The 15,545-nt window shown below is 53.3% G+C and carries 14 protein-coding genes; 8 read left to right on the forward strand and 6 right to left on the reverse strand.

Annotated features, from left to right (window positions below):
- Window positions 1–99: 99 nt before the first annotated feature.
- Genes BCS36_RS09340 through BCS36_RS09355 form a run of 4 tightly spaced genes read left to right on the forward strand, consistent with a single transcriptional unit; the run spans window position 100 to window position 4,648 of the window.
- Complete coding sequence (locus BCS36_RS09340; protein ID WP_291302622.1) at window positions 100–1,818, forward strand: hypothetical protein; 1,719 nt, start codon at window positions 100–102, stop codon at window positions 1,816–1,818.
- Complete coding sequence (locus BCS36_RS09345; RefSeq protein WP_291302623.1) at window positions 1,815–2,570, forward strand: 16S rRNA (uracil(1498)-N(3))-methyltransferase; 756 nt, start codon at window positions 1,815–1,817, stop codon at window positions 2,568–2,570. Before BCS36_RS09340 ends, BCS36_RS09345 begins: the two co-directional genes overlap by 4 nt.
- Complete coding sequence (locus BCS36_RS09350) at window positions 2,567–3,790, forward strand: replication-associated recombination protein A (protein WP_291302624.1); 1,224 nt, start codon at window positions 2,567–2,569, stop codon at window positions 3,788–3,790. Before BCS36_RS09345 ends, BCS36_RS09350 begins: the two co-directional genes overlap by 4 nt.
- Before the next feature lie 3 nt (window positions 3,791–3,793).
- Window positions 3,794–4,648: a 1-acyl-sn-glycerol-3-phosphate acyltransferase gene (locus BCS36_RS09355; protein WP_291302625.1), complete on the forward strand. Its 855-nt coding sequence runs from the start codon at window positions 3,794–3,796 to the stop codon at window positions 4,646–4,648.
- Window positions 4,649–4,922: 274 nt separating this feature from the next.
- Here BCS36_RS09355 and BCS36_RS09360 read toward each other — a convergent pair whose 3' ends face one another.
- The 4 genes from BCS36_RS09360 to BCS36_RS09375 all read right to left on the reverse strand — a co-directional run bounded on the left by BCS36_RS09360 (window position 4,923) and on the right by BCS36_RS09375 (window position 8,450).
- The gene (locus tag BCS36_RS09360; protein ID WP_291302626.1) at window positions 4,923–5,204 is read right to left on the reverse strand and encodes a hypothetical protein; all 282 of its coding nucleotides are present in this window, start codon (window positions 5,202–5,204) and stop codon (window positions 4,923–4,925) included.
- A 241-nt stretch (window positions 5,205–5,445) separates the two neighbouring features.
- On the reverse strand, window positions 5,446–6,918 hold the full coding sequence (locus BCS36_RS09365) for a DUF438 domain-containing protein (protein ID WP_291302627.1): 1,473 nt from the start codon (window positions 6,916–6,918) through the stop codon (window positions 5,446–5,448).
- A gap of 356 nt (window positions 6,919–7,274) precedes the next feature.
- Window positions 7,275–7,595, reverse strand: coding sequence for a cupin domain-containing protein (locus BCS36_RS09370; RefSeq protein WP_291302628.1), 321 nt, complete (start codon window positions 7,593–7,595; stop codon window positions 7,275–7,277).
- 393 nt (window positions 7,596–7,988) lie between these two features.
- A complete protein-coding gene (locus tag BCS36_RS09375; RefSeq protein WP_291302629.1) occupies window positions 7,989–8,450 on the reverse strand; it encodes a pyridoxamine 5'-phosphate oxidase family protein in 462 nt (153 codons plus the stop codon).
- Window positions 8,451–8,784: 334 nt separating this feature from the next.
- On the opposite strand from BCS36_RS09375, the gene BCS36_RS09380 reads away from it, so the two are divergent.
- From BCS36_RS09380 to BCS36_RS09395, 4 genes are all read left to right on the forward strand, one after another.
- The gene (locus BCS36_RS09380; protein ID WP_291302630.1) at window positions 8,785–10,206 is read left to right on the forward strand and encodes a PLP-dependent aminotransferase family protein; all 1,422 of its coding nucleotides are present in this window, start codon (window positions 8,785–8,787) and stop codon (window positions 10,204–10,206) included.
- 96 nt (window positions 10,207–10,302) lie between these two features.
- Window positions 10,303–10,869 (forward strand): Ada metal-binding domain-containing protein, encoded by a 567-nt coding sequence (locus BCS36_RS09385; protein ID WP_291302631.1) that lies wholly within the window; start codon window positions 10,303–10,305, stop codon window positions 10,867–10,869.
- Between the two features lie 254 nt (window positions 10,870–11,123).
- A complete protein-coding gene (locus BCS36_RS09390) occupies window positions 11,124–11,633 on the forward strand; it encodes a methylated-DNA--[protein]-cysteine S-methyltransferase (protein ID WP_291302632.1) in 510 nt (169 codons plus the stop codon).
- The gene (locus BCS36_RS09395; protein ID WP_291302633.1) at window positions 11,611–12,279 is read left to right on the forward strand and encodes a DNA-3-methyladenine glycosylase 2 family protein; all 669 of its coding nucleotides are present in this window, start codon (window positions 11,611–11,613) and stop codon (window positions 12,277–12,279) included. The genes BCS36_RS09390 and BCS36_RS09395 overlap by 23 nt, the downstream gene beginning before the upstream one ends.
- Window positions 12,280–12,429: 150 nt before the next feature.
- Here BCS36_RS09395 and BCS36_RS09400 read toward each other — a convergent pair whose 3' ends face one another.
- Together BCS36_RS09400 and BCS36_RS09405 are read right to left on the reverse strand one after the other, a co-directional pair.
- Window positions 12,430–12,939 (reverse strand): nitroreductase family protein, encoded by a 510-nt coding sequence (locus BCS36_RS09400; protein ID WP_291302634.1) that lies wholly within the window; start codon window positions 12,937–12,939, stop codon window positions 12,430–12,432.
- Between the two features lie 344 nt (window positions 12,940–13,283).
- Window positions 13,284–15,542, reverse strand: a complete 2,259-nt coding sequence (locus BCS36_RS09405) for an FAD-dependent oxidoreductase (protein WP_291302635.1) — start codon at window positions 15,540–15,542, stop codon at window positions 13,284–13,286.
- Window positions 15,543–15,545 lie beyond the last annotated feature (3 nt).

The following is a 15,545-nucleotide window of genomic DNA, read 5'->3' on the forward strand; positions in this document are numbered from 1 at the left end:
GACTCTTGTGTAAAATATTTATTTATCAACTATGCCCACTGGAATTATTTTAAAAATAAGTATAAAAAATTGAGAAAGACTGGTCTGTAGGATGCAGGAATGATTAAGTGGCAAGAGGTCTTCAGCAAAAATGGTCAACCCTGGCGGGATGCAACATGCTTGTCCGCCCCTGTTGCCATTAGCGACCTTGAGTCGCTCAAGAATTTTCTTGATGCCGTACATGTGCGTTTCTGCCTGGTGAAACCCTATCAGGAAAACAAGAACTATCCGGTTGTGGAAGGACGCGAGCTTCTGCCTTCATTTGACAATGACATGTTCGAGTACAGAGAGCTGCCTGGCTTCGCCCTGGTGGCTTTTGCCCGCCAGCTTGATTATTTTTCCGAGATTTTTCAGTTTGACAGGCTGCATCCGGTCGTCACCGAGGGCGAGGGGGCTTCATGCCCGCTGGAAAACCAGGTGATGGGGCAAAACCTGCAAACCCTAGCTTCACGCCTGCCGCGCATGCATCAGGATGTCTTTCGCCAGCAGTTCCGCTCCACGGATACTGTGCTGCTGGAAAGCTACCCCGCACTTATGCCGTACCTGCTCAATATGGACAGGGCGCAAGTGCTGGCCTGGGATGCGGACAACCAGTTCCATCTGGCTGGCGTGTTCGCCTCTTTTCCTTCTGACATCGACAGCGAACTCAAGCGGTTTGGCATACGCATAGGCAAGTTTGTCTATGGCGACAGCGATATTTATGAACTCAACCGCATGTTTGTGTATCAGTATCTTATGGAGCTTTACGGCTTCCCCATTGTGTCCGAGCGGCGGACGTCCAGCGCGCTTTTCGCGCGCAAGCTGCATAAAATGGGTGAGCACTTTCTTCTGCGGGTTCTCGGGCAGACTGACCGCACCCTCACGACCTATATGTCCATTGGCGGAAACCAGCGCTACCCCCAACTGGAAAAGATAGCTCTGGTCGCTGTGGATGCCGACCATGAAGAAGCCCTTGAGATTATTGACCGCGACGGATTTTTCCTTGATAAACCCCGACGGGTTGTCATTTTGCGCGTGAAATACCGCCAACATACGTTTGATTCGAGCAACGTCCGTCAGGATCGCGCGCTTTCGGTGGTAGCCCAGGAAGTGCTGCATCCGCTCACCGGCGAGCGCCTCACCGGGCTCAACCTTATCAAGGATACGTCCAACATGTTCCTGCGCCTGAATGACATTGTGCGCGGCGAATACACGGGGCGTATTGTATTCAAGCGTACCGAGGTTGTGGAAAATACCGACACCCATGAAAAGAGACTCAAATTTCTGTACAGCTGGCTGACCAAGCACCAGCGGCGCATGATCAGTTATAGTGATGAGTTTTTTTCCAATGTCAGCAAAGTGTTATCTAATTATCTCTACTCGCCGGACAATGACGAAGTTTTTGAAGACCTGCGTGATCTGTATCAGGAAGTCTGCACGCGCTTCAGCTATATTCAGCAGGCTCGCCGTGTGCGGATTCTGGAAGACTTGTGCACGCGCACCTGCAAGGGCGTACACATCACGTACAGGCAAATGCTCAGTGAAGCACTGGTTCTGCTCAATGAGCTGAAATTTGAAGTGGTCAACTTTTTTCCCGCACTGGTGGACGGCATCATCGACTGTGTTGAAAAAATATTGCGCGATCGCTACCTCCAACGGCAGTATATTGAACCGCCGGAAGATAGCCTGACCCCTGCAGGAATTGAAATACGCAAAAATTACGGACGCCTCGTTTCTTTGCTGGACGGCTTTAAGGCTGTGCGCAAGGCACGTATGGGCAAGGAAAGCATGTTAACATGAGTTTGGCGTTATTTTATCTGCCCCCGGAGCACTGGGGGCATGAGGTTCGTCTTGATGGCCAGGAGGCCCTCCATCTGAGTCAGGTTTTGCGCCTCGGGCCGGGCAGCGAAGTGGGACTTCTTGATGGCCGGGGCCGTATAGGTCACTTTGTAGTGCTGAAGGCAGGAAAAAAAACTGTCGACCTTGAATGCAAGAGTGAAGATTTTTTTCCACAGTCTGAAGCTCGCGCCGTGGTTGCCCTTGCCTACAGCAAGGCCGTACGACGCGGTTTTTTTATGGAAAAGGCTGTGGAACTCGGGGCATCAGGCATTTGGCTGTGGCAAGGCGACCACAGCCAGGGCAAGCTTTCCGCAGCAGCACAGGAAGCGTGCCAGGGGCAGCTTGTTGCTGGCGCAAAACAGTGCGGCAATCCCTGGTTGCCGGAGGTTCGCGTGCTCGGCGGCGGAGTGGACGATCTTGTCAGCCATGCGGCGGAAGCCGACTACCGCATTTTGCCATGGGAAGCACAGGACGCAGTGCCCATGCTTTCCCCAGCCATGGCGGGGCAGCAAGGCCTGACTGTTTATGTTATTGGCCCTGAGGGCGGCTTCTCGCAGCGAGAGCTTACTGTGCTCACGCAGTCTGGCTTTTGCGCTGTAAGCCTGGGCACGCGGGTGCTGCGCTGCGAAACGGCGGCAACCCTCTGCCTTGGCATACACTGGTGGGCTTCGCAGCTGCCGGAGGCTCCATCGCACGAGGCGGAACGGCCATGACCGTCAACAAACCCCTGCCAGAGCGCATGCGCCCGGATGATCTGGCGCTTTTTCTGGGCCAGACGCATCTTGGCGGACGCCTGCGCTCTCTCATGCAGGCCCCGCGCCTGCCAAGCCTGCTTTTTTTCGGCCCTCCAGGCTGCGGTAAGTCCACGCTGGCCCTGCTGCTGGCCAAATCCACAGGCAAAAATTTTTTGCGGCTCAGCGCGCCTGAGGCCGGTTTGCAGCATTTGCGCCGTTCGCTTTCTGGCGTGGATATTCTTGTTCTTGACGAACTGCACCGTTTTTCCAAGGCGCAGCAGGACTTTTTTCTGCCGCTGGTAGAATCGGGCGAGCTTACCCTGCTGGCCACAACAACCGAAAATCCTTCTTTCAGCGTCACGCGCCAGCTGCTTTCACGACTTCACGTGTTGCGGTTACGGCCCCTGGGCCGCCCTGAACTCATAGAATTGGCCAAGCGCGGCGCTGCCGATCTTCAGATGGACATGTCTGAAGAACTTGCGGACTTGCTGTCCGGCGCATCGCACGGCGATGCCCGCACGCTGCTGAACCTTGTGGAGTATGTGGCTGCTCTGCCCGCTGATCTGCAAGAACTTGAGCATATTAAAGCCGCGCTGCCCGAAGTGCTGGTTCGGCACGATAAAGACGGCGACAATCACTACGAACTTGCTTCAGCACTTATCAAATCCATTCGCGGCAGCGATGTTGACGCAGCCTTGTATTATCTGGCCTGCCTGCTTGAGGGCGGTGAAGACCCGCGTTTTATCTGCCGTCGACTCATTTTGTCGGCATCGGAAGATGTGGGCTTGGCTGATCCCGCTGCCCTGTCGCTGGCGGTTTCGTGCCAGCAGGCTGTAGAATTTGTGGGCATGCCCGAGGGCTTTATTCCTCTGGCTGAAACCGTGACGTATTTGGCCATGGCCCGCAAGAGCAATGCCTCATACGCGGCCTACCTCAATGCCCAGCGTGAAATCAAGCTCAACGGCCCGCGCCCTGTGCCGCTCCACCTGCGTAATCCCTCTACCCAACTGCAAAAGGAATGGGGCTACGGCAAGGAATACAAGTATCCCCACAACTACCCGGATTCCTGGATCGACCAGTCCTACCTGCCTCAAGGGCTTGAAGGACGCCGTTTCTATCAGCCACGCGATAATGGTGAAGAACCTCGCCTCTCACAGTGGTGGCGCAAGATCCACAAAATCAAAAAAACGGAAGACTAAGGTATGCATCCTTTTGTTGAAGGCGTATTTGCGCAGAAATTTCTTTCTGGCAATGAGTATGCAAGCCAGAACGCGCACGCGGGGTTTTTTACGCGGCTTTTTCCTTCACTCAGCTTTTACAGTCGCCTTTTCGGCGGCCCGGTGCGCTGGCTGTGCTCAAAGGCCGCCAAGGGACAATGCGACGACAGCGCCTGGGTGCATGCCAGTGTATGGGTTTCTGACCTGATGGAAAGCGTTGGCTGCCCCATTGAAGTGCAGGGCATGGATGCCATCAACGAAACCGATGGGCCGTGCCTTTTTGTCGCCAACCACATGAGCACGCTGGAAACCTTCATGTTGCCCGGCATGATACGCCCAAGGCGTCCCGTGACTTTTGTGGTCAAAAAAAGTTTGACGACCATGCCCTTCTTTGGCCCTGTCATGTGTTCACGCGATCCCATAGTTGTGGGGCGCACCAATCCGCGCGAAGATTTGACGGCAGTGCTTGAGGGCGGCCTTGAGCGCCTGAAGAAAGGCATATCCATTATTGTTTTCCCGCAGAGTACGCGATCGCTGATTTTTGATCAGGGGCACTTCAATTCCATTGGCGTCAAGCTGGCGCGCAAGGCAGGGGTGCCTGTGGTTCCCATTGCGCTGAAAACTGATGCCTGGGGGCAAGGACGCAAGATCAAGGAACTGGGCCCAGTGCGCCCTGGCATGCCCGTGCGGTATTGCTTTGCAAAACCGTTGCACGTTCAGGGGCAAGGCAAGGAAGAACACGCGGCCATCTGCCAGCATATTGCCAGCCACCTTGAGGAATGGATACGCAAAGACGGCGCCAATGATTCCCAGCCACGGCAGGGCGCGGTACAAGCCTGAGATTTTGCGGGCGTAATAGTTCACCCCGTTGATAGCCAAAACAAGACGGCCCCGTTGGAAAAAGTTCCTGCGGGGCCGTCTTGTTGGGCAATTTTTTACTCACGCGAATCTGGTGAGCATTCAAATTTTTATGACTACGATCTCAGGTGAAAATTGCCTTTGCGCATAGTGCCGCAAAGGTTGAGGACGCCTGCCACGGCGCGCAACAGCGCTGATAAGGCCAGTCCGTTAGGCTTTACACGGCTGTGACCGCGCCATTTCAGCGTGAATGAGCCTAGCCGCCGTGAGCGACAGGTTCCGTTGCGTCAGTCTTTTTTTGCAGTTTTTTGGAATACAGTGAGAAAAAGTAGCTGGAGACGGGCTTTATGCCCACCACTGCAAAAAAGAGGAGAAAATACAGCATTGAATCAATAAACAACATCTGCGTTGAGCGGGTTTCAAAGCCCAGACCGCTCAGATAGCCATGCAGCTTCACAATAACCCAACCCGCCAGAAAAAAAACGCCCAAGGCGCACAGGAAGCACCTGTCTTTAATCTTTCGCAGCTGTTTTTCCATATATTTCCTTCCGCAAGCAAACGGACGTTATGCGCGTCTTGTTCCTGTTTTTCAAACCGGCCAGAATATGGCACAGAACCGAGGTTTATGCTAGTCTTTTCACCATTGGGTGCGGAGCTTGTTTTTGGGGAAAGGTCGTTAGCGCTCAGGTCGACAATATACCCATCCGAACAGATTCATTAAAAAAGGCAGGGGATTGTCCTCCCTGCCCTTACATATGTTTATCTGTCACGCCCTGGCGTCATTCCCATTCAAGCAGTCGCCTCTGGCCGGTCAGGGCGCGCAGATGCGTGGCGTCTTGCCCCACTTCAAGGCAGCCCAAATAGGTTCCCTGCTTATTTCTGAGCGCCAGATACTGGATGTGGATGAACTTGCCGCCAAGTTCCAACCAGAACTCAGCCTTGTCGCGCTCTCCCCTTTTAAAGGCTTCAAGAATTTCAGTGACCATGTGCACGGATTTGGGGGGATGGCAGTTTTTCACCTCGCGGCCGATAACTGCGGCGCTTCTTGGAAAAATACGGTGCGCGCTGTCAGAATAGTAGGCCACCCTGTCATCCGGGCCAACAAAGCTCACGTCTACAGGCAAATTGCAAAGGATGGCATCCACAACCTCTCGCGGCAGCTGACCTGTCGAAAGATCAACAAGTCCTGACTGGCCTGTGCTTTCAGCAGGTCTGGCAGCAGACGCGCTCCATTCCCCTTCTGGGGTTATGCCGAAAGAATAGCCGATTTCATCGTCACCCAGGCGGCAGCGGCTCCAGTCCTCTTCGGTAAGCAGCTGAAGGCACATGGGAAAAAGAATGTTTTCTTCTTTACGAACCATTTCAGCAACTTCATCAATGAGGTCCTGCACAGCTGCGGAACCTTCCACCCTGTTGTTGTCTGCCAGAAGCTCCTGCGTCCGGCGGAACTTGCCTCTGATGTCATCGTGCACTTCCCACATGACCTTGCCAGGAGCGCTCAGGTCATGCTTTTCGAGCAGAGGAAAGAGCTGATTCTCCTTACGTACGTAGTGGACCTGAATGCCGGCAAGCTCCTCAACAAGAAAGCTGAGGCGTTTAAGCACAAAAGGCCATTCAGCCTCGGTTGGCATCTTGGATGGGCCCAGGGCTTCCCCGATTTCAGCAATAAGCTTTTTTGCTTGAACATTTTCCTTCAAATAGGTGTGCACTGGATGCCCGGACGGAACCTGAGGCATCTGCTGACCTTCCAGCGCATTCTGAAACAGGGCCGCATGCAGATGGCACATCCTTTTTATTTCCGTCTCGGGCAGGCCCTCGTTCACAAGAGTCTGCTCCAGGGCGGCAATTTCCTGCGGCGTGATATCACCCACCGTTTTATTGAATTTGTCCTGCAACTGGCTGAATTCCACGCCGTCATGAAGATCCTTGATTATCTCCTTAAGCGCGGTCAGGCGTTGATCCTGAGTCGCCTTTGTGTCGCCCGGCTTCGCGCCCTTGGCTTCGGGAGCCGCAATTTCAACAGATTCGCCCGTATTCGTCATAATTTCGCCAGCAATGAACAAGAGAAGTGAAAGAACACTCTCATTACCCATGCCAGCCGCTTTTTCCACAGATGCAACCCTGCCCACTGTCTGCCGCAAAAGAGGATTTTTGAGTTTTTCAAAGCTCTTGTTGTGGCTTGCCAGAGAGTCTATGAGAAAAGGATATTCCGTGGTGAGGGTATAAATACTCGTATCCTTGGTCAGCAACATGGCTACCTCGACTTGTTTGTGCAGCGTTGTCCTGGTTTGGGTTTGTGAAGCGGCAGCGAACCAGAGCAGTTGCATGTTGAAGCTGCCCTGGCCCGCTGCGCATAAGCAGGCACACGCCATAAAAGCGTGGCGCGGTTTATCCGCACAGTTGCCCTGTAAAGGGCTGGTTGTATAACCTTTGAGGCTGCGCCGTTTCAAAGGCAATCGATTCCAGATCAGATTAACTTTGAAATGCTTCACATTCCAATTTGTCATTCTGCCGAAAGTCGCATTTTCGGCAGAATCCGTGCCCTATTTGGGCGCGCTGCTCTCTCGTGCAGCGTTAAAGCATGTGCCCTTTTTCAAGGTAAAATGCTCTAGATGGGCGGGGTAATGGTCACAAGCAGGCGCATGCGTGTTGTGGCTTCAACCCCGTGAGGTTCACGAATTTCAGAAATGAGGATATCTCCCGTTTTTGCGGGCAGTTTCGCGCCATCGGCTCCAAGAAAAAAGCCCTCGCCTTCAAGAATCTGTATGGACAGTTCCCCGTCCAGGTCATGCGAATGCACGGGAAAGACGACGCCAGCGTCAAGGTTGAAGTTGATTATCTTGAAGTTGGGAGAATCCTCCACAAGAAAGAAACGCTTCATGACGTTGGGTGAAAATTCTCTGGTAGAATCAAGCTGCAGTATTTTCATGACATTCCCTTTGCCGGTCATGGCTGCTTTAGCGGTGTTGCAGTAGAGGAGGTTCACTATGAAACAGCACTGGCCGCTGCGGTCACAGGCGCTTGCCGTGAAGGCGTCAGCGCGGTTTGTCTTGTAGGGAATGCTGTAAACGTTTTGAACGCACACTCCCAAAGGTATGCAGCACCAGTAATGCTAGCGTAGAGGTGGGTCGCCTGGTTTTCTGTGATCATGCTCACAACACACCATAAATTTTGCCTCTTCCATACTCATACAATATACCGCAAAACCGCCTTGTCAAATTACCAAATGGCTTGCCGTGTTATGAAGAAAAAGTCAGTTCATGAAATAACAGCCAGTTATCTATTTTTTCACCATAGTCTGCCGTGCAGAGACTTCACGCTCTTACGCCGGATAGTATTTTCCCGTGCAGGATTGTATTGATAATTCAATGATGCCAGTCATTTTAACCATCGCTTCCGGATACGATTTTCCTGAATGCTGCGGTGTGTATTTACGCACAAAAGCATCCAACACGGCTAACTTTACGTCAGTATCGGCAACCACGGTTGCGTGCCCTCTGATTATGACGCTTTCATAGGTGGTATTTGTATCACATGGTTTTTCCGCATCGTGTATAAGCCCGAGCATTCGTTCCACCTCAAAGCAAACACGCGGATCTCTTTTGATGTTGGCAAGTTTTTCACCAACAGCCAAACCATGGATAACTATTTTCCCCTCCATAAAAACAAAGTGTACCGGCGTAATATAAGGGAAACCGTCCGCACCTGTGCTGGCCAACCTGCCTACTGGCTCCACAGTGAGCAAATCATGTATTTTCTCTTGCGACAGTGGGTATTTTTTCATTCTTGCCTGCATAGTGTCCCTCGTATATATTAATGTGACCCTAAGAATAGCACTGATTCATGTATAATGAATAGGGACAGTTTAAAGCTTTTTCGCCTGACACTTTGATGCGGCCCCTGACATGCTGCCCCGCTGCCCGTGACCCGCAACACCAACTCCTTATCAAACTGAAATTGCCTGCTGGTCGCGTCTCGCGTGGAAAGTGGGACAGGCGATTGCCGGGATACCGCGATACATTCACAGACAAGCGCCGGAACCGCAGCCTTCAAGTGTCGAAAATGCGTGATCTTAACGGCAATGTGTTCCAGGTCCACAACTGACATGGGAGAACCGCGTGCTGGAACTGGATGCCGACAATGGCGTGCCGCTCTTTCAACAGATATACAGCCAAATACGCGCGGATATCCTGTCAGGCGCAATGCCTGAGGGCGCAAGGTTGCCTTCCATCCGTGCAATGGCGCGGCAGATGCGCCTTGGGAAAAATACTGTTGAGAGCGCCTATGCTCAGCTTGCCCTTGAAGGGTATGTGTCTGCCCGCCCGGGAAGCGGTTATACGGTCAATGCCATTTACGGCATCATCCCCCCATCAGATTTGAGCCCTGCAAAAAATTTCCTTGCGACGCCCCGCGCCGATGAACAGCAGAGGGATGAAATCTACAAGTATGATTTCAGCTATGAAAACTCCGATGGATCAACCTTTCCCGCTGCCATCTGGCGCAAGCTGACTGCCGAGGTTCTGTCCGACAACGCACAATCCGACTACGCCGCAGAAATGCATCGGTATGGCGCTGCGGGCGGCTATATGCCTCTGCGCCGCCAGATGGCCGCCTATCTTTACCAAAGCCGGGGGGTTCGGTGTTCTCCGGAACAGGTGATACTGTGCAGCGGATTACAGCCATCAATTATGGCTATTCTGCGCCTGTTGCAGGCGGAGTGCCGCCTGGTCGCTCTTGAGGATCCGGGGTATGCTGGCGCAAGGGCCGTCTATGAGTGTTTTGGCATGCCGGTTGTGCCCGTACCTGTGGATGCCAGCGGTATGGATATTGCCGTGCTGGCCGGATCCTCAGCCCGGTTGGCGCACATAGCGCCATCGCACCAATTTCCTACAGGCATCGTCACGTCGATCAGCAGACGAATAGAATTGTTGCAATGGGCTGGGGATAATGATGCTTTTATCATTGAAGACGATTACGACAGTGAACTTCGGTATGATGGCCGCCCTATCCCGTCGATGCAGTCCATAGACCACGGAGGCCACGTCATTTACCTTGGCACGTTTTCAAAAGTGCTCTCCCCCGGTATGCGCATGTCCTATATGGTGTTGCCCCCTCATCTTCATGACAGGTTCAACTCCGTGTTTGCGGGTTTCCAGTGCACAGTTCCCTGGCTTGAACAGGCCGTGTTGCACCGTTTTATGGCCGATGGGCACTGGGAGAAGCATCTTCGAAAACTATGCCTCTTCAAAAAGAAAAAACACGATGTTTTTGTGAACACGGTCAACCGTCTTTGGAGTGATAAAGTTCGTACCCACGGACATAATGCGGGGTTGCACATTTTGCTTGAACTGGTGGATGGTCCCGACGAAAATGAACTGATGGCACGGGCCAAGGCCGTCGGCATAAAGGTGTATCCAGCCTCACGCTTATGGGCAGACAAAACGCGGTGCTCAAAAAATTGCCTGTTCCTGGACTATGGCATGCTGTCCGAATCAGACATCATATCCGCCCTGAATGCGTTGAAAACCGCGTGGTCCTGAGCCTGGGCGTCACCAGTATGAATTGCATCTTGAAAATGAGTAAGACCCAGAACCGCCACTGTGTTATACAAGTCAGAAAATGGAACGAGGCTTTATATGACCGGGTTTTCGGAAGATACCATGTGGCAGTCAGTGGTTGACTGTGATTCCGCATATGACGGAAAATTCTTCTATGGCGTAAAAACTGTGGGCGTATACTGCCGCCCTTCGTGCAGGTCAAAAACTCCTCTGCGAAAAAATACCGTGTATTTTATGACAGAAGAAGAAGCCAAGCACACGGGATTCCGCCCCTGTAAACGATGCCGACCAGAGCTTTGCGGGCAAGCGCCTGTAGCTGGACTTGCCGCGCAGGCAAAAAAGCTTATGGACGAACACTGCGGCAAACGCACACTGCTGATGGCTGAGTTGAAAAAACTGGGTGTCACGCAAAGCCATCTGGCTGCCCTCTTCAGGCAACAGTACGGCATGACGCCCACGCGTTATCTGGGCAACAGGCGCGAACAGCAGGCAAAAAAAATGCTGGCCGCAACAGACATGCCCATCATTGATATTGCCGCCGCCATCGGCTTTGACAGTTTGTCAGCTTTTTATGCTTTTTTTAAAAAACAGACAGGCACGACACCGCATACTTTTCGCGTCCAATCAACGTTGCAGGAAGCGTGAATGTATAAAGGATACATCACAGTATGGCTTTGTCATCAAGCTGGTGCATGCGATAAAATCCTATTTATACATTTACGCTCTGAAACTTTTGGGAGGACGGCGCAAAAGACGCCCGCCCGAAGATGCAGAGGCAATGTTGTTATACGGTGCTGCCCCTCATGAGACTTACGCAGACCTTGAGATTGCGCATTTTTGATGCGAATCTGCGCACATTGCTCTGAGCGCATTGCTCTGAACAAAAATGGAGATGCTTGATGAAAAACATAGCGTTTTACACTTTTCCCATCGGTAAAATCGGCATAGCCGCCGATGATGAGGGCATATGCGGGGTGTTTTTCAGCACCGAGGCTCCACCTGAAGGCTTTGAACAAGCGGAAACGCCGGTGATCCAAAAGGCCGCCATGCAGCTTGGCGAATATTTTGAGGGTAAACGTAAAGAATTCGATGTGCCTTTGCATCTGGGCGGCACCGAGTTTCAAGCCGCTGTGTGGCGGGCCCTGATGACCATTCCTGCTGGTGAAACCCGCAGCTATAAAGACATTGCGGTATTGGTGGGCAAACCTGGCGGAAGCCGCGCGGTGGGGATGGCCAACAACCGTAACCCTGTTGCCATTATTGTGCCCTGCCATCGTGTCATCGGGCATGACGGGAGTCTGACTGGATACGCGGGGGGGCTTGCCATAAAGCAGTACCTGCTGGACCATGAAAAAATCTGGCAGCCTGCCAGAACTGAAAAAAAGCATGACCAGCACAAATTATTTTGAATATGGCGAAAAAGAAAAACAATGGCTCAGGTCGCGTGATCGTGTCCTGTCTGCCGCCATGGATGAAATCGGGCATATCCACCGCGAGGTGCAGCCCGATTTGTTCAAGGCGCTTATAAACTCCATTGTTGGCCAGCAGATATCCACAAAGGCCCATGTGACCATATGGAACAGGATGCAGGAGCGCCTTGCCCCCATCACTCCAGAAAATTTTGAAAATCTGCGTGCTGAAGATCTGCAGACCTGCGGTATTTCCATGCGCAAGGCATTGTACATCAAAAGCATTGCCGACGCCGTTAGGGATGGCGGGCTTGATCTGACGCTTCTGCCAGCCATGACGGATACAGAAGTAAGCGCAATGCTTGTGCAACTTAAAGGCATAGGCCTTTGGACGGCGGAAATGCTGATGATTTTTTCAATGCAGCGTCCGGACATCCTGAGTTGGGATGATCTGGCCATACAGCGCGGCCTGCGCATGCTGTACCGGCACCGTACGATTACGCCCAAGCTTTTCGCCAAGTATAAAAAGCGCTATTCGCCCTATGCCTCTGTTGCCAGCTTGTATCTGTGGGCAATTGCGGGTGGGGCCTGCGCCAGCTTGAAAGACTGCGCACTGGTAAAAAACAGGGGCGCAAAATTGAAATAATGCCCTGTCTGCACGCTGCACCAGCCGACCCGTGCCAACAACCGGGTTTGATGTGTGTTGCGCCATACCAGAAAGCGGGTCGGGCCAAGAAATATCCATGGCCCGACCCGTACTCCTGGTCATAAGACTGTGCACCGTCGCTTACCGTGCCTACCAACCATTATGGTGAATTTTTTCCGCCTTGTAGCGATCGACTTTGCTGAAAGCCTGCGCAGGGTGCCCCACCACGACCAGAGCCAGGACATTGATGTCCGCCGGGATTTTCAGCAAGTGACGGATGGGCTCCACTCTGTCTTCAATGGGGTGCATGCCGCACCATACTGTGCCAAGATTTAATCCACGCGCCGCCAGAAGCATGTTTTCCAATGCAGCTGTGCAGTCCTGCTGCCAAAAACCAGCTTCTTTGGCCTCTGCGGGATTGGCGCATACCACTATGGCCAAAGGCGCATGGGCTGCCATCTTGGCATAAGGGTGCAGCGCGGCAATTTGAGCGAGCAAGGCTTTGTCACGCACAACCACAAAATGCCAGGGTTGGCGGTTATGCGCGCTGGGGGCCGCCATGGCCGCGCGCAAAAGGGTTTCCAAATCAGCTTCACTTACGTCTTCATTGGTGAATTCACGAATGCTGCGACGGGTAAAAATGGCTTCTAAAACGTCCATAATGTTCTCTCCTGCAATAAACTGACGTGTGCATTAGTATACACAGTTCTGGATAAAAGAAAAAGCATGCAAAACAGCCGCGCGCCATGGACAGGTATCCACAGCGCGCGGCTGTTATAGGTAGTCTTGCCGATAGGCCTGACCTATGCCTGTTGAATTGATCCGCTCCTGCGGCAGTCCGTGTATGTGTTCTGAAGCGAATACCTTCTGCCCACGCCAGCCGCCGGAAAAGTTGCAGCATACTAAAACGAAATAAAGATTTTTGTGGACGGGGGCGTGAGGGAGGAACCCCTTGTGCAAAAAGATCCCTCCCCCACAAAGCATTTCAAAACAACATGACTCTACTAGCTCATGTCCCAGTTGGGGTACATGGTCCATATGCCGCAAGGGCAAATGCCTTCACAGATGCCGCAGCCTATGCAGCGGGCTGGATCAGACACGTATTCAAAACCGTTTTCGTCCTGCTTGCGGTCAATGGCTTTCTCCGGGCAGGATTTGAGACACATTTTGCAATCCCTGCACGAGCCGCAACTGATGCAGCGACTGTATTCGTCCTGTGGGCTGGGCAGGTCTTGGTCATGACATTTGGCAAAGTAGGCCGTATGCAGTCGGGTTGACGGAACAAGGCGCTTTTCTTTTGGCGTATAGCTCTCACCGTGCATCCAGGCGTCGGCGGAAAGAGCAGCATCCCGTCCAGAACCAATGGCGTGTACCAAAAGACCAGGCTTGATAACGTCGCCAACGGCGAAAACGCCATCCATAATGCTCTGGTCCGGCTTGGGCACAAGCCATTCGCGGAATTTTTCCAGTCCTTCGGGCAGGAAGGAAAGGTCGGGCGATTCCCCCACTGTAATGATGACCATTTCACCAGGAATAAGCCTGCCTTCCTGCGTAATGAGGCCCTTGTCCGTGATTTCCTTGGTTTGCACCGGCCACACAAGCTTGCCGCCCAAAGCCTCAATCTGTTCAATTTCATGAGCAAAAGCAGCGGGCTTCTGCACGTCGACGCAGGTTACCAGCTTGGCTCCAGAAGCGTAGGCTCCTGCCGCGGCGTCCATGCCCGCATTGCCGCAGCCGATAACAATGACGTTTTCCGGCACCCTGGGGGCTTTGCCCTTGTTCACGGCCTTGAGAAAGTCAATGCCAGCCACGATTTTTTCATGTCCCGGCCAGGGGAAAATACGGGGAACATGACCGCCCGTGGCCACAACAATGGCTGAGTGTTTTTTGCGAAGCTCCGCAAATTTTTTGGCGTCAACAGTGCAGTTATTTACAAAGCGCACGCCCAGGTCTTCAATCCTTTTGAGTTCTTTTTGCAGCAAATCATGGTTCAGTCGGGCACGCGGTATGACCTGTTCAAGCTTGCCGCCCATGACAGCGTCAGCTTCGTACACGGTGACGTCATGCCCCATGCGGGCCAGTTGCCAAGCCGCAGTAAGACCGCCCACGCCCCCGCCTATAACGCCAACATGCTTGCCGGTACGCTTTTTTTCCTTGGCCACTTTTATATCGGCCGAGCAGGAACCAAGCGCGCCAATCTGCACGGCGCTGTCCAACTGTGTGCGCGTGCAACTCTGCATGCAGGGGTTGGGGCACACGCTGCCGCAGACAGAACCCGGAAAGGGCGTGTAGTCCAGCACCAGACGGTAGGCTTCGTCCACCTTACCCTCACGCAGCAGGTTAAAGCGCACCTGGCTGGGAATGGAGGCCGGGCAGTTGAATTCGCAGGGAGCGGCATAACGCGCGTTTTCCCACAGGGGCACACGCTGACGATAGTCGCCACGCGCCACAAGCCCATTGATCGCAAAATCATCTGGCGCCACATCGCTGAAGATGCCGTCAGTAACCCATTCTTTTGCGCGGAACTGCCCGATGCTGGGCATTTCTTCATGATCGCGTTCTTCAAAAGGCAAGGGGGTGATTTTTTTCCAATGCTTCCAGACGGAGAGTTCCTTGCGCAACCGAGGTTTGTCGATGGCGGTAAGAAAGTCGTCCAGTCCGGCTTCAAGCCAGGCGATATCAGCTTCATCAATGGCGCTGACGCTGACATCGTGCGGCAGCTGACCGACCGGGCCGCGAAAATATACCACGCCGCCCACCATGCCCACGCACGAACGTTCCCCCAGAATGGACGGCATGGTCTGGCTTTCATAGCCGCAGACCACAGCTTTGCCGCCGCCCATAAACTCGAAGGAAAAGCTGCCCACGCTCTTGAGAACCCACAATTCGGGAGCCGAATACACGGGGTCATGCTTCATGAGCGAGCCGGAACGCGTGCCCGCGCGCCCGCCGATATAAACAACACCCGCTGCGGCGCAGTGCCCCGCAGTATCGCCGGCGTCTCCGCGCACAGTAATGCGACCGCCCGCATTGAGCCAGCCCACATCAGCAGGGGCCGAACCTTCAACCAGAACTTCAGTGTCGGGCAGACACATGGAGCCCACCCGCTGGCCGGGATTGTTCACGGTAAACGTGAGCTTTTTGCCGTCCCTGTTCCACAGGGGGCCGCCGATATCGTGCTGCCCCGATGCCTCGATATAAAAATCCGTCTCGCCCTTTTCCACTGCGGCCTCAATGGCCAACAGAAGATCCTGGGTGGACATCCT

Source organism: Desulfovibrio sp. MES5 (genome assembly GCF_002237645.1).
In the GTDB taxonomy this organism is placed as follows: Bacteria; Desulfobacterota; Desulfovibrionia; order Desulfovibrionales; family Desulfovibrionaceae; genus Desulfovibrio.

What these genes read in the sequence shown, in the direction of transcription:
- BCS36_RS09340 (WP_291302622.1), top strand. Translation starts at nt 100, where the DNA reads ATGATTAAGTGGCAAGAGGTCTTCAGCAAAAATGGTCAACCCTGGCGG.
- BCS36_RS09345 (WP_291302623.1), top strand. Translation starts at nt 1,815, where the DNA reads ATGAGTTTGGCGTTATTTTATCTGCCCCCGGAGCACTGGGGGCATGAG.
- BCS36_RS09350 (WP_291302624.1), top strand. Translation starts at nt 2,567, where the DNA reads ATGACCGTCAACAAACCCCTGCCAGAGCGCATGCGCCCGGATGATCTG.
- BCS36_RS09355 (WP_291302625.1), top strand. Translation starts at nt 3,794, where the DNA reads ATGCATCCTTTTGTTGAAGGCGTATTTGCGCAGAAATTTCTTTCTGGC.
- BCS36_RS09360 (WP_291302626.1), bottom strand. Translation starts at nt 5,204, where the DNA reads ATGGAAAAACAGCTGCGAAAGATTAAAGACAGGTGCTTCCTGTGCGCC.
- BCS36_RS09365 (WP_291302627.1), bottom strand. Translation starts at nt 6,918, where the DNA reads ATGTTGCTGACCAAGGATACGAGTATTTATACCCTCACCACGGAATAT.
- BCS36_RS09370 (WP_291302628.1), bottom strand. Translation starts at nt 7,595, where the DNA reads ATGAAAATACTGCAGCTTGATTCTACCAGAGAATTTTCACCCAACGTC.
- BCS36_RS09375 (WP_291302629.1), bottom strand. Translation starts at nt 8,450, where the DNA reads ATGAAAAAATACCCACTGTCGCAAGAGAAAATACATGATTTGCTCACT.
- BCS36_RS09385 (WP_291302631.1), top strand. Translation starts at nt 10,303, where the DNA reads ATGACCGGGTTTTCGGAAGATACCATGTGGCAGTCAGTGGTTGACTGT.
- BCS36_RS09390 (WP_291302632.1), top strand. Translation starts at nt 11,124, where the DNA reads ATGAAAAACATAGCGTTTTACACTTTTCCCATCGGTAAAATCGGCATA.
- BCS36_RS09395 (WP_291302633.1), top strand. Translation starts at nt 11,611, where the DNA reads ATGACCAGCACAAATTATTTTGAATATGGCGAAAAAGAAAAACAATGG.
- BCS36_RS09400 (WP_291302634.1), bottom strand. Translation starts at nt 12,939, where the DNA reads ATGGACGTTTTAGAAGCCATTTTTACCCGTCGCAGCATTCGTGAATTC.
- BCS36_RS09405 (WP_291302635.1), bottom strand. Translation starts at nt 15,542, where the DNA reads ATGTCCACCCAGGATCTTCTGTTGGCCATTGAGGCCGCAGTGGAAAAG.